At 51.2% G+C, this 12,805-nt stretch carries 12 protein-coding genes; 1 reads left to right on the forward strand and 11 read right to left on the reverse strand.

Features of this window, described 5'->3' with window-relative positions:
* Positions 1-3 precede the first annotated feature (3 nt).
* From FOY93_RS00590 to rfaQ, 6 genes are all read right to left on the reverse strand, one after another.
* The gene (locus FOY93_RS00590; protein ID WP_115876711.1) at positions 4-774 is read right to left on the reverse strand and encodes a glycosyltransferase family 2 protein; all 771 of its coding nucleotides are present in this window, start codon (positions 772-774) and stop codon (positions 4-6) included.
* Entirely contained in the window at positions 774-2,048 is a 1,275-nt protein-coding gene (gene waaA, locus FOY93_RS00595) for a lipid IV(A) 3-deoxy-D-manno-octulosonic acid transferase (protein ID WP_029740803.1), read from the reverse strand. Before waaA ends, FOY93_RS00590 begins: the two co-directional genes overlap by 1 nt.
* A gap of 66 nt (positions 2,049-2,114) precedes the next feature.
* A complete protein-coding gene (locus FOY93_RS00600) occupies positions 2,115-3,104 on the reverse strand; it encodes a glycosyltransferase (RefSeq protein WP_143344487.1) in 990 nt (329 codons plus the stop codon).
* Between the two features lie 11 nt (positions 3,105-3,115).
* Positions 3,116-4,216: a glycosyltransferase gene (locus tag FOY93_RS00605; RefSeq protein ID WP_143344488.1), complete on the reverse strand. Its 1,101-nt coding sequence runs from the start codon at positions 4,214-4,216 to the stop codon at positions 3,116-3,118.
* 2 nt (positions 4,217-4,218) lie between these two features.
* Positions 4,219-5,346: a glycosyltransferase family 4 protein gene (locus FOY93_RS00610; protein ID WP_111964301.1), complete on the reverse strand. Its 1,128-nt coding sequence runs from the start codon at positions 5,344-5,346 to the stop codon at positions 4,219-4,221.
* Positions 5,343-6,413 (reverse strand): putative lipopolysaccharide heptosyltransferase III, encoded by a 1,071-nt coding sequence (gene rfaQ / locus FOY93_RS00615; protein ID WP_115876707.1) that lies wholly within the window; start codon positions 6,411-6,413, stop codon positions 5,343-5,345. Before rfaQ ends, FOY93_RS00610 begins: the two co-directional genes overlap by 4 nt.
* A 150-nt stretch (positions 6,414-6,563) precedes the next feature.
* On the opposite strand from rfaQ, the gene FOY93_RS00620 reads away from it, so the two are divergent.
* Entirely contained in the window at positions 6,564-7,520 is a 957-nt protein-coding gene (locus FOY93_RS00620; RefSeq protein ID WP_136195891.1) for a polysaccharide deacetylase family protein, read from the forward strand.
* Between the two features lie 23 nt (positions 7,521-7,543).
* On the opposite strand, the gene FOY93_RS00625 is transcribed toward FOY93_RS00620, so the two are convergent.
* Genes FOY93_RS00625 through rfaF form a run of 5 tightly spaced genes read right to left on the reverse strand, consistent with a single transcriptional unit; the run spans position 7,544 to position 12,803 of the window.
* Positions 7,544-8,755 carry an O-antigen ligase family protein gene (locus FOY93_RS00625; RefSeq protein WP_143344489.1) on the reverse strand — a complete coding sequence of 404 codons (1,212 nt, stop codon included), beginning with the start codon at positions 8,753-8,755 and terminating at the stop codon, positions 7,544-7,546.
* Complete coding sequence (locus FOY93_RS00630) at positions 8,743-9,651, reverse strand: glycosyltransferase family 2 protein (RefSeq protein ID WP_143344490.1); 909 nt, start codon at positions 9,649-9,651, stop codon at positions 8,743-8,745. Before FOY93_RS00630 ends, FOY93_RS00625 begins: the two co-directional genes overlap by 13 nt.
* 5 nt (positions 9,652-9,656) lie before the next feature.
* Positions 9,657-10,766, reverse strand: coding sequence for a glycosyltransferase family 9 protein (locus FOY93_RS00635; RefSeq protein WP_143344491.1), 1,110 nt, complete (start codon positions 10,764-10,766; stop codon positions 9,657-9,659).
* Between the two features lie 3 nt (positions 10,767-10,769).
* The gene (rfaC, locus tag FOY93_RS00640; RefSeq protein WP_133293516.1) at positions 10,770-11,753 is read right to left on the reverse strand and encodes a lipopolysaccharide heptosyltransferase RfaC; all 984 of its coding nucleotides are present in this window, start codon (positions 11,751-11,753) and stop codon (positions 10,770-10,772) included.
* 3 nt (positions 11,754-11,756) lie between these two features.
* Positions 11,757-12,803, reverse strand: a complete 1,047-nt coding sequence (gene rfaF / locus FOY93_RS00645; RefSeq protein ID WP_133293517.1) for an ADP-heptose--LPS heptosyltransferase RfaF — start codon at positions 12,801-12,803, stop codon at positions 11,757-11,759.
* Between the last annotated feature and the right edge of the window lie 2 nt (positions 12,804-12,805).

Raw genomic sequence — 12,805 nt, forward strand, 5'->3', positions numbered from 1 at the left:
GGCTCACGTTTTCTCTGAGTAGCCGCGGCAGAGCGCCCACAGCTCGGTGTATTTGTTGAAAGTATACTGGGCATTTACTACCGCGAGTAACCAGCCCTGCTTACCGTCCAGCACGCCACCACGCAGCAGCAGCGTTTTCAGAAACGCGCCCAGCGTATGGGTGAAGATACCCGTCAGCGAGGCTTTCTTGCCGCGCTGGTGACGCTCCTGCGCCCATGCGGTGGCATAGTTGAGCTGTTTACGCTGGAAGCTCGCGAAATCACGGCAGGTCAGATGCAGCAAATCGCCCCTCAGGGGGATGACCTGGGCGCTATCGCAGCTCAGGGATTCATGAACCAGATTGTCATTGTACTGATATCGCTCGCGCTCGTACAGGCGCATGACGCGATCGGGATACCAGCCGCTGTGGCGCATAAAACGACCAAGGAAGTAGTTGCGGCGGGCAATGCTGTATACGGCGCCAGGCTGGGGCGAAGAAAGCACCGCCTGAATGGCCTGCTGAAGCTCCGGCGTGATGCGCTCGTCAGTGTCGAGCATCAATACATAATCACCGGTGGCATACCCCTGCGCGCGCTGGCGCTGGATGCCATAGCCTTGCCAGTCCGTATCGGTAAAGACTTTTGCGCCCGCAGCCCGGGCAACATCTACCGTATCATCCGTACTTCCGGAGTCGAGCACGACAATCTCGTCAGCCCAGGCAACCGACGCCAGGCAGTCCGGAAGCAGGTCGGCGGCGTTTTTGGCGATCATCACGACCGACAGACGCGTTGACATTAGTGGCTCCGCTGAGGCAGATAAGGTTGCAGAAGCTGCAGCAGACGGGTCAGTGCGCCCTGGTTCTGGTGCAGTACTTCGACGGCATGGCGGCCGTACCACAGGCGATAATCTTCGTCAGTCAGAAGGGTCGATACCTCTTTGACCACCGAATCCGCATCGGTCACGGTAATTAAACCATCGGCCTGCTGTAATTTCGCGCAGATGTCTTTGAAGTTAAACGTGTGCGGTCCCATCAGCACCGGAATGGCGTGGGCTGCCGGCTCCAGCGGGTTATGACCGCCGCGCTCGACCAGGCTACCACCGACAAACGCGAGGTCAGCAATGCCGTACAGCAGCATCAGCTCGCCCATCGTATCGCCAATCACCACCTGGGTGCTGCCGGAAGGGATTTCACCGCTGCTGCGCAGCGTGAAGCTGAAGCCGCCTTTCTGGACCATTTCACGGGCATCTTTAAAACGCTCCGGATGGCGAGGCACGAGGATCAGCAGTAAATCAGGGAATTTTTCCAGCAGCTTGCGGTGAGCCTGCAGGATGATCTCTTCTTCGCCATCATGGGTACTGGTTGCAATCCAGACCTGACGACGTGGAGCCCACTGGCGACGCAGCGTGATGGCGCGAGCTGCGAGTTCAGGGGTTACAGAAATATCAAATTTCAGGCTTCCCGTTACCGCAAGCTGGTTGCGTTTCAGGCCCAGAGAGATAAAGCGTGCTGCATCTTCTTCATTCTGCGCGGCAATCAGCGTGATCTTACTGAGCAGGCGGCGCATAAATTTACCCAGCTTGCCGTAACCTTTCGCCGAGCGCTCTGAGAGACGCGCGTTGGCAATGACCAGCGGGATTTTACGAGCATGCAGGGCGGAAATCATGTTCGGCCACAGTTCGGTTTCCATCACGATCACCAGCTTCGGGCGCACGGTGTTGAGGAAACGATTCATGGCGCAGGGCAGATCGTAAGGCAGATAAACATGCTGCACGTCTTTACCGAAAGCGGATAACGCGCGCTCCGAGCCGGTTGGCGTCATCGTCGTGACGGTGATTGGCAGTGAAGGGTAGCGGTGACGCAGGGCGCGAACCAGCGGGATCGCCGCCAGCGTTTCACCAACAGAAACGGAATGCAGCAAAATACCGTCCGGTACGACTTTATTGCGGCAGAAGCCATAGCGTTCAGCCCAGCGTTTACGATACGCAGGCGCTTTCCGGCTACGAAGCAACAGTCTCAGCCACACCAGTGGCTGAATGATGTAGAGCAGAGCGGTATACAACAATTCCAAGCGATTATCCGTTTTTTTAGTTTCGGCGGGCAAATTCTAAGCATTTAGGCCAGGTAAAGCTATCTCTTATGCCAGATACCGTTTCAAACGGAAATAACGTCTACCCAGCCGCCAGCGCAGACGCGGACTTTTTGCACTTTTCCAGATGAGTTTCCAGATGCCTGTTTCGAAGAACTCTTTAATAATCATTGATTTCTTCTTCTCATCCTTCATGTTGTCAAAGGTGTGAATAATTCCCAGCCCCTCTTTGGCAATTTGCCAGTGGCAGGCAGGGATCCCTTTTACCTTATCCGGGTAACGCTGATTGATGGCGTCGAGCATCTGCAGGATTTTCATGTAGTGACGCGCGGAACGAATCAGCGTGTCGTCATTGTCCGGCATATGGGACACCGATGCAGAGTGAATGTAGTAGTCGTAATAACGTTCACTGGTGTACTGAACCCGCTCTGCCGCGAGCAGCACTTCGGTGGTCCACGGAATATCCTGATGGCGCAGGCCGGGTTCAAAATGGAAGCTGTGTTTACGGATAAAGTCGTGGCGATAGATGTTCAGCCAGGTGACGTGAAGGAATTTGCGAGAATCCAACGCCATTTTTAACCACGCAGGGCCAGCCATGACCCCTGTCGAAGCCAGTTTGTCTTCAGGAAAAATCGGGCGCGAGGGCTTCTTGTTATTCTCCCAGACGTAGTTCCCGTTACAGGTGGCGACATCCAGATCCTGCGTGACGGCCATATCCAGCAGACGCTGGTACATGCCTGGTTTAAAGACATCATCAATATCCGGGAAAGAGAGATATTGACCCGTCGCAACGGCCAGACCGGTATTACGCGCGATGGATACCCCCTGGTTTTGCTGTTCTATGACCTGCATCTGCGGCAGTTTTTCTCGCCATTTCTCGACGATCTCCATCGAGCGGTCAGTAGAGCCGTCATTAACAATGATGACTTCCATGCTGTCGATGCGTTGATGGACAAGGCAGGTAAAGAACTGATCCAGGAAAGCTTCACCGTTATAAACGGCAACCACCACGCTTAACAATGGGGCAGAATTTTGCATAAAAAACCTGATTATTTTTGATTGTCGACCAGAGCAACATATTGCTGGCAAATGGCATTGATACCGAACGACGCGATAGTTGCATCGCCAACGACCGGCGGGGCGGTATAAATATCCGCCAGCGTTTTTGCCAGTGAGGCGTCATTTAACTCTGCCAGCCCGCGAGCTAAAGCCCCGGTAAGGATTTCGGCAGGGCCTCCTGGGCAATTTGTACTGACCGGTGGCGTCTGGCAGATAATGGCTTCGACCAGCACATTACCAAAACCTTCGCAGTCAGAACTTAACACTAAAAGGCGTGCCCCTTTAATCCAGGGATAGGGATTGGACTCGAACGGGCGGAAAACCGTTTTGTTTTCAATGCCCAAATCGCGGGCAAGCTGCTTGAGTTTTTGAATTTGAGCGTCAGATCCATTGCCCATCATGACCAGCGTTGTGTCAATTTTACTCAGGGCGAACGCGCGTAAGAGACGGTCGTGGCGTTTGTGCTCATGGAAGCGGCCAACATGAATGATGTAATCCTTTCCCTGCATCTCGAAGGGCGCATCCGCCAGACGCTGAATTTCAGGAATATCGAAAGGATTATGGATAACCGCTTTGCGTCGAAGATTGAGTGCCAGCGTCTCGGAAAGATCGTTCAACACGGCGCCTGAGACGGCGACGACGTTGCGGTTTTCGTAGGTATGACGAATTTTAAGATGTTTAAACCAGCGCGAAAGCCCGCTGCGATGGCGAAGATAGGAGAACGAGAACATGCCATGCACGCAGAACCAAACTTTGTTACGTTCAAGGGCGCGGCAGTGCGCCACAATCCGGTCTGTTTTGTGCAGATGAGAGAACACCACATCAAATTTGCCGCTGCGTTCAGCCCGCTCAATAGCTTGATCCAGCAATTGGGCGCGGCGTGGAATTTCCGTCAGCTTTCGCCACGGTTTTTTACATGTGTCTTGAACAACCTGATAATCGATGCCCTCCGGGATGGCGTAGTCGCACACTTTCCGCAGAGAGAATAGAGAGACCTGATGCCCCATATCTATTAATCCGCGGGAGAGTGTAAGAACCGTTTTTTCAGCTCCTCCACCGGGTAAACCATCAATAATCATTAGGATGCGCATTTTTAATCCAGTAATTTTTGATAAAGCGTAATAAGCTGACTTGACAGTTTTTCGGGAGTGGCGTCTTTTACACGTTCACGTGCTGCTCGTCCCATATTGTTATTTTTTTCCAGTGAAGGGATAGCGGCTACCGCTTCCTTCAATGTACTGATATCAAGCGCGTCACAATAAAATCCGTTCTGGCCTTGTTGAATAAACTCTGCACCACCGCAACTCTCTGAAGTAATGACGGGCAAGCCGCAGGCCATCGCTTCAAGAATAACGTTAGGAAAGGGATCATACAGCGTTGGTAACAGTAAACCATCGGATAGCTGATAAAAAGGCAGAGTTTCTTTTTGCACCCCCAGGAAACGGATTTGCCCCTCGCAGCCTAACGAACGGGCGAGGTCGCGATAACGATTTTCTGCTTTATCTTGTCCAACCACAATCAGCCAGGCTGATGTTCCAGCAATAGCGCGTATGGCGCTCGCCAACCCTTTTCGTTCAAACCCTGATCCTACAAAACAGAACACCACCGCATTGACCGGCAAACCAAATTGTTGGCGCAAAATCGCACGTTGCGTCTCCTGGGCCGGAACGAATCGGCTGGAATCAATAGAATTATAAATCACATGGATTTTATTTGCGTCAATATCAAAGTCTTCAACGATTTCGCGTTTGATCATCTCCGCATTACAAATTACGGCTTTTAACTCAGGTGCCTGATACATGTCCCGTTCCGCGCGCATCACGTAGCGGTGATAGCGGTCATACATCAGCATTTGCGCACGCCAGGCAGGTAAAATGCGCGCGCGCTGAAGCAGCCAGCGACGATGCACTCCATCACCCGCGCGATAGATATCACAACCCGGGATGCGCTCATGGCTTTGAACAATATCAAACTGCTGTTGCTGCCACAGCGCACGCGCGGCTTGTGCAAACCCGCGTTCTCGACTGATGCGGCCCCATTTTTGAGGGTTGCAAATGTGGATATGCCAGTCGTCTTGCTTCTCTCCCTGCCACTCACGCGTGATGACGTTGAGTTCAAGGTTCTGATTGCTCAATGCGGTGAGAGCTCGCGAAACGAAGCGCTCTGCCCCGCCATCAGGGCGATATTTTTGGCGAACAATGGCCAGACGATGGTTTTTCATGACAGATATCTCCTTGCAGCGGAGACGACTGCATCAACAGGAATGGCATCGAGATAGCGTTCTTTCGTTTTAGTATCAATGGCATCCGGATCGGGCAGCGGGCCGTAATCGCCGGCCCAGATCACTTCCCCTTTAACCTGCCACGGTGACCAGAATGTCAGTTTTGATGGACCAAACAATGCCACGCAGGGCGTTTGCAGCGCGGCGGCCATATGCATTGGAACGGAGTCAACGCCAATAAACAGAGAGGCATGATCGATAAGCGATGCCAGTTGACGCAGCGTCAACTGGCCTGCCAGCGAAACCACGCCGGTTTTGGGTGCGGCAGCGAGAATGCGATCGATCATCGCCAGCTCTTTTTTATCCGGCCCCGCGGTGAGCACAATCGTATGACCATCCTGCTGCAGAGCAGTCATGGTTTGCGCCATCTTGTCTTCGCTCCAGCATTTAAAGAACCAGCGGGACGTCGGTTGGATCACGATATAGCTGTCGCCCACACCTTTCTGCGTCAATCTTTGACGGGCATGATCCCAGTCTTCTTCGGTGTAGGCCATGGTTACGGCAGGCTGTGGCGCGATCGGCAATGGTGCCAAAATGGAGAGATTCTGTTCGACCGTATGCAGGGATTTATGGCCGTCGACAGAGACCAGATCGGTATGACAAAAACGCCAGAACGCACTATTGCGTTTGTTAAACGCAAATCCGAGGCGAACGGGGGCACCGGTGAAACGGGTAACGATCGCGCTACGCCATTGATCGGCAAGGTTAATTACCAGATGATAATGCTGATTTCTTAACGCACACAACAACTGCCACTCTTTTTGAAGATGCTTCAGCGTGCCCAGCTGTTTCCATTTGCGATCGATTCCATAAATTGTACCGATCGCTGGATGCGCGGCGAGCATATCGCGGGTTTCTTCATACAGCAGGACATCAATCTGCGCCTGCGGCCATTTTTGACGTAACGAATCAATGACGGGAGTGGTCAGCAACATGTCGCCATGATGGCGGAGTTTGATAAGTAAAATGCGCAAATCAGGTGTGTCAGGTAAGTTATTCATCATCATCTTATCGGCGTTGTACTGATGGCAATTCTAATAGACCTGTTAGCGACTTGCACTCTTTCTCCATAATCTCAGTAATTTCCCTGGAAGGGTTTACTCATGCTTTGGAGAGTGCGTAACATAGCGCTAACTTTCCTGTCTTGCGGACTCATTATGAACAAACCAGCGTTTATCATCACAATTGATACTGAGGGCGATAATCTCTGGCAAAATCACCGCGTCATTAAAACGGAAAATGCGCGCTATCTGGCGCGTTTCCAGACGCTTTGCGAGCGTTTCGGCTTTAAGCCCGTGTGGCTGACCAATTATGAGATGGCGATCGAGCCCGTTTTCATCGAATTCGCAAGGGACGCGATCGCCCGCGGTCAGGGGGAGGTGGGAATGCACCTCCACGCATGGAATAGCCCGCCGGAACACGATCTCACGGGAGATGACTGGTGCTGGCAGCCTTATCTGATTGAATTTTCGGATGAGATGATGCGCGAGAAAGTGCTGTTCATGACCCGACTGCTGGAAGAGACCTTCCAGACCAAAATGTTAAGCCACCGTGCCGGACGTTGGGCATTTGACAGTCGCTATGCAAAATTGCTCGTTGAACTGGGTTACCAGGTTGATTGCTCCGTGACGCCACGCGTGAACTGGCGCAATGCGAAAGGCGCCCCGCAGGGCAATGGCGGAACGGATTACCAGCATTTCCCCGACCACGCCTATTTCATGGACTTAGACAATATTTCCCGGGCAGGTAATAGCCCATTACTTGAAGTGCCGATGAGCATTCAGTATAAGCACCCGGCGTGGTTGAACACGATCAAACAGGGTTACGATCGGCTTCGGGGTAAATACCGTTCCCCGTCCGTCAACTGGCTAAGACCGTCCGGTGGGAATGCGGCGCAAATGATTCAGGTCGCACAGCAATGTCTGTCGCAGGGAAATGAGTACGTGGAGTTTATGCTTCATTCGTCGGAATTTATGCCAGGCGGAAGTCCTACGTTTAAAGATGAGGCAGCGATAGAAGGGTTGTATCAGGATTTAGAAACGCTCTTTGGCTGGTTATCCGATAAGACGGTAGGGATGACGCTGGCGGAGTTTTATCAATACAAGAAAAAATAATGCCCGCAAGGCGGGCACTATCATTAACGTTGCCTGGTTTGCGAAAAAGGTGTACTCAGCGCAAACACAGTGACAAAGAAAATTAAGGCCTCTGAACTCAATAGTATGACGTCCGTCATGCCGTAGAGTAATAAAAGAAGCAGGGTCGTCAGCAGCAGGCCATTTTTGTTTTTTAGTGCGTAAGCGAACATCGATATATAGGCAAAGAATAATATCGCTAGCCCGGGGATCCCTTGCAGTGAGTATTTTTCAATAAACTCATTATGCAGATGCACTTTGATATAATCGAGTGCGGTTGCGAGATGTGGATGCCCATTTTTCACATATTGCTGTGTCCATACTTCGCGGTCTTCAACTGATTGCCCTAAAGGATGGGCAAGTCCGTTTTGAATACCCACACTCCACATAGAGAAACGTGCGCCGAGCGAGGTTGCATCATTACCTTTTTGGTAATTTTCAACTTCAATTTGTGTTTGTTGTATCTTTGGTAAAATTAATGGCTTGTAGCTAACGACAACAATGCCCGCCACAATGCATAAGAAAATCAACGTTGATTTAAGGTGTATTCTTCTGAAGTGGTAGAGCGTGAGTATAATCGCCAGGAGTAAATATAATCCCATTGCGGCACGCGTGCCCGTTAGAAGAATGACAAAGTAAGAGATTAAGATGATGAGTCCTGCGGCTACATACAGTTTTATATTTTTCTGTAGATAAAGGCTATATACAAACGCCAGTGACAGTACAGAGTAAACATAGGCCGACACGGTTGCACGGTTTATGGCCATCTCGATACGCCCCATACCCTGCGATGCTTGCCATAAGCCATAGCCAGTAGCAAGCATAAACCCAGCACCAGAAGCGTATAAGAAATATTTCTGGAAGGATGCTTGATCAATGTAAGACTTAAACCGGTCAAGATAGAATATAAGGATACTCGCCAGAATCAATTTTTTACTTGCACCGAGATAATCGCTATAAACGTTCAAACCCTCGCTATGATATTCATACACCATATACCAGATAAGATTAAGCAACCCGATTAATAAAATCGGCAATGCGATAGTAAAAGGGCGCACTGTGATCTTTTTATATTCGCAAGCTAAACCGATGATGCTGGCATAAATTGCAATATAGAAAAACTCGCGCTGCTTACCTGAACTCAGCAGCGCCAGCGCAAGCGAAATAAGGCTCAAAATCAGCGTAAGCTGATAAAGCCGCAGTTTTACTTTTTCCATAATGCCTCAATGACCCTTTTTTTGTAGCTGAAACGTACATCTCTGGAGAAGAAAAAAGAGAAAGAATAAAGAGCGTTTACCCGCTGCTTAACCAGTTTGAGTTGCTGGTCAGTCAGATGCTTGCGGTGGTTACTGTAAATATCAAACCAGTGACAATTCACAAGGTGTCTAAATGATGGCGGAAATGTTTTTTCCATCTGTAGTGTGCATTCAACCAGCATAGCGATTTTACTGGCGTCGAGTCGACTCGACAAACTGTCGCCACGTTTAATGTAATAATAGTGTCCCTGACGCTGATAAACTATTTTACTCGATTGCATCAGCATGCCGGGAAATACGGCGAAATCTTCATAGCAGATCATCGAAGGAATCGGGTTGTTTGCATACAATTTTCGATGCATGAATTGCCCGATGAGATGTGCCTGAAAATCTTTGTGCTGCAGGAACCGCTTTATTGCTTCATGCTGTGACAAAGCAACAGGAGAGAAATCCTGCCAGTCGGCGGTGATTTTCTTAGTGTCGCGAATTTCCAGCAGGCGCGTCAGTAGCATATCAGGGCGTTCTTTTTTGAGAAAGGCCACTGCGTCCCTGATGCTGCCTGGTTTCAATCGGTCATCGCTATCCAGCATGGTAATATATTCACCTGAGGCCAGCGAGAGGGCACTGTTTCGAACATGACCTACGTTACGGTACTCAACGTATCGGGACTGGGCATTTGGAAACGCTGGCAGCCAGGCTTCAATAATATCCTGCGTTGAGTCATTGGAGCTGTCGTTAAAGATAATGATCTCTACATCGTTGCCCGCACCATCAATTGCGTTTTGCAGGCTTTCCAGGGTTGCGTGAAGCGTATCTTTAGCGTTATGCGCGGCAATAATGATGCTTAGAAAAGCCATAGTAATTATTTTCCCTGAGCATCAAAGGAGTATGCGGTTGCGTTAGTTGTTGATAACTCGCAAATAAAATGTTTGAGGTCACGTAGCGATTCTTCAGTTACAGCGAAGAGTTCTTCTCTGCTCTGTGAGAAGTAATACCGTGTTTCAAAAACGTATGAGCAAATGTTGTCATCATTTCCAATTAGTAACACGTTGCCCAGCGGACGCTGTTCATAGTGGCAACAAGGCCCGAACAATAGGATAACTGGCACTCCGACGGCATCGGCGATGTAAACGTTCCCCGAGTCAGAGGCGATATAACAATCCATTTTAGAAATGGCCCACGGCAGCTCTTCAAGCGAGATTTTGCCAATCAGATTAATAAAGTTGGGTAGTTCACCATAAGCGCGGGTGATATCGTCCATCCACGATTGTTCATTTGGGGCGCCAAAAACATAAAATTCGCAAGGCAGGTCAGCGAGACGATCGGCAATTTGCTTCCAGATGACCGGCGGAACGGTTTTCGCTTTATTTCCGGCGGCTACGCTGATGCCAATGCGGATCACACCGGGTTTATCAAGGATTGCCGGATAGGTTGCGGGTTTGAAAAGTGGCTTTGTGGCGTGCTTTGGCGAGTCTTGCCAGGTTAAGGTGCGATCGGCCAGTTTGAGATAGTTCGTGACCGAAAGAGTCTTCTTACCATGTTCAACAATACCGTCTGCCGTGGCATAGAAAATACCGTGATACCATCTGTGCGTGTAAGTGCTTAAAAACTGTTTGTTTTTAGCATTACACACGGAGGCGAAAAAGAGATTTACGCTGTTAGGTTGCAGGAGATAGACATTGTCATAGCGATTCATGATCCGGCAGGCAAAGACCAGTTTTCGCCACAGGTTACGCTTATGCTGCTCGATAAAAAAAATCTCATCGATCGTCTCATCATGCTTCGCCAGCGCACCCACGCTACGACTGATGAGTACGTCGCTTTTTTGAAGGTATGCCAGAAGGGGCGTTGCATTAACAAAATCGCCGATTTTAGCTGTCTGAATGACCAGGTTTTTACCTGTCTCTTTGCGGAACAGCTTCCGGATAAGCTTTACCGGAAAAAGTAAAATCAGCAGAAATACGTAACTCATGCGTTAGATATCCCTGTTGGAAAGCCAACGGCTGCCCTGTAAAAATGAAAAAATAGCATCTGCGCTGATATCCTTCGTTTGCTGGGTCGGGCTGACCATCTGATGCTGGTTCTTACCGTAACCCCCGATCAATCCGGGATCGGTCGGACCAAAAATCGTAATATTCGGACGATCCAGCGCCGCGGTTAAATGGCTTAAACCGGTATCAACGGAAACAACAGCATTCGCCCCCGCCAGCTGTGCAGCAACCTGCGCCAGCGTGAGTTTCGGCAATACCTCGACGTGCGAAAATCCTGCAGCCAGACGCTCTGCACGCTGCCGCTCATGTTCAGCGCCCCAGGGCAGTTTAATATGGATGCCGGTAGGTTGCATTAGTTCAATCAGGCTTCGCCAGTGCGTTTCCGGCCAGTGTTTATCGTCGCGAGTTGTGGCATGCAGGAACACAAGATAAGGCTGAGCACAGGGATCTGTATTGCGCAAAAAGTGCTGTGCAATGGCGTAGTCGCCTTGGGTTTCCGGTTTGGCATAGCCCAGACTTTTTGCAAACAGCTCGCGTGTACGTTCGACGGCATGCTGTTGCTTTGCGATGTAGTGGCGGCGGTTATAGAACATGCTCGCCAGCGGTTCGCGGGCGGTATGCCAGTCCATGCCGTGCTTTACGCCATGTGCCAGACGCGTCACCAGCGCAGCGCTTTTCACCAGCCCCTGGGCGTCGATGATAGCGTCGTAATGTTGTGCCTGTACCGCCTCACGGAAGGCTTTGCGTTCGGCTTTAATTGGCGCGGAGAACCACGCTTTGCGCCAGCGGCGAATCGCCACCGGGATCACGCGGTCAACCGCTTCATGCCAGGTGGGGATCTGCGCGAAACCTTCTTCCACTACCCAGTCAAAACGAATGCCGGGAATGGCCCGCATGGCGTCCGTCAGTGACGGCAGCGTATGCAGAACATCGCCCATCGAAGAGGTTTTAACGATCAGTACCCGCATTCGTTATCCTTCTTCGCTCAGCAGCAGTTCGTTAAGTTCTTCGAGAACGCGCTCTGGGGTAATGTCGATCAGGCTCTGATGATAGCCTTCTGCGGCATCGCCTTTGCGCACTTTGTGGTAGCCGGTGATCAGGCGAATGACGCGCGCTTTATGAGAAAGCGGGGGCGTGAAGTCCGGGCTACTTGGGCCATACAGCGCCACAAGCGGGCGGTTGAGCGCGGCAGCGACGTGCATCAGGCCAGAATCGTTACTTACTACAGCCTTACAGGCGGCAATCAGAATAACCGCCTGTTCAAGCTGCGTTTCTCCCGCCAGGTTGCGGCACCAGGCCTGCTGTTCATTACTCAGCGTCGCGAGAATTTCGTTGCCTGCCTCGTGGTCCTTTGCCGAGCCGAACAGGACAATCTGGTAGCCTTCGTCAATCAGCTGTTTCGCCAGCTCCGCATAATGATAGTGCGGCCAGCGTTTTGCCGGGCCGAACTCGGCGCCAGGGCAAAAGCCAATCATCGGGCGTTCAGACGAAAGACCAAACGCGTTACAGGTCTGGGATTTTTCACCGTCGTTAACCTGAAGCTGTGGCCAGAGCAGCGGCTGCGGCAGGTCTTTCGCACTGCGCATCACGCCTTTGTCATAGGCCAAAGCCACGTAGCGTTCCACCATCAGCGGCCAGGCCTCTTTATCCAGCACCCGTGCATCGTTCAGCAGGCCGTAGCGCATTTCGCCGCGCCAGCCGGTACGGTGCGGTATCCCCGCAAAAAAGGGCACCAGGGCGGATTTAAAGGAGTTTGGCAGGACATACGCCCGATCGTAGCGCTTCTCGCGAAGTCTATGACCGAGTTTGCGGCGTTCGCCGATTTCCAGCGCCCCGTGGCCAAGCGGCATCGGGATGGCTTCATTCACTTCCGGCATACGCGACAACAGAGGACGGCACCATGCAGGTGCCATCACGTCGATTATCGCCTGGGGATAGCGCGCCTTGAGCGTGCGATAGAGACTTTGCGACATCATCATGTCGCCCACCCATGACGGGCCGATCACCAGAATCTTCATAC

Source organism: Enterobacter sp. 18A13, assembly GCF_007035975.1.
Lineage (GTDB): Bacteria > Pseudomonadota > Gammaproteobacteria > Enterobacterales > Enterobacteriaceae > Enterobacter > Enterobacter vonholyi.

What these genes read in the sequence shown, in the direction of transcription:
- FOY93_RS00590 (WP_115876711.1), bottom strand. Translation starts at nt 774, where the DNA reads ATGTCAACGCGTCTGTCGGTCGTGATGATCGCCAAAAACGCCGCCGAC.
- FOY93_RS00600 (WP_143344487.1), bottom strand. Translation starts at nt 3,104, where the DNA reads ATGCAAAATTCTGCCCCATTGTTAAGCGTGGTGGTTGCCGTTTATAAC.
- FOY93_RS00605 (WP_143344488.1), bottom strand. Translation starts at nt 4,216, where the DNA reads ATGCGCATCCTAATGATTATTGATGGTTTACCCGGTGGAGGAGCTGAA.
- FOY93_RS00610 (WP_111964301.1), bottom strand. Translation starts at nt 5,346, where the DNA reads ATGAAAAACCATCGTCTGGCCATTGTTCGCCAAAAATATCGCCCTGAT.
- rfaQ (WP_115876707.1), bottom strand. Translation starts at nt 6,413, where the DNA reads ATGATGATGAATAACTTACCTGACACACCTGATTTGCGCATTTTACTT.
- FOY93_RS00620 (WP_136195891.1), top strand. Translation starts at nt 6,564, where the DNA reads ATGAACAAACCAGCGTTTATCATCACAATTGATACTGAGGGCGATAAT.
- FOY93_RS00625 (WP_143344489.1), bottom strand. Translation starts at nt 8,755, where the DNA reads ATGGAAAAAGTAAAACTGCGGCTTTATCAGCTTACGCTGATTTTGAGC.
- FOY93_RS00630 (WP_143344490.1), bottom strand. Translation starts at nt 9,651, where the DNA reads ATGGCTTTTCTAAGCATCATTATTGCCGCGCATAACGCTAAAGATACG.
- FOY93_RS00635 (WP_143344491.1), bottom strand. Translation starts at nt 10,766, where the DNA reads ATGAGTTACGTATTTCTGCTGATTTTACTTTTTCCGGTAAAGCTTATC.
- rfaC (WP_133293516.1), bottom strand. Translation starts at nt 11,753, where the DNA reads ATGCGGGTACTGATCGTTAAAACCTCTTCGATGGGCGATGTTCTGCAT.
- rfaF (WP_133293517.1), bottom strand. Translation starts at nt 12,803, where the DNA reads ATGAAGATTCTGGTGATCGGCCCGTCATGGGTGGGCGACATGATGATG.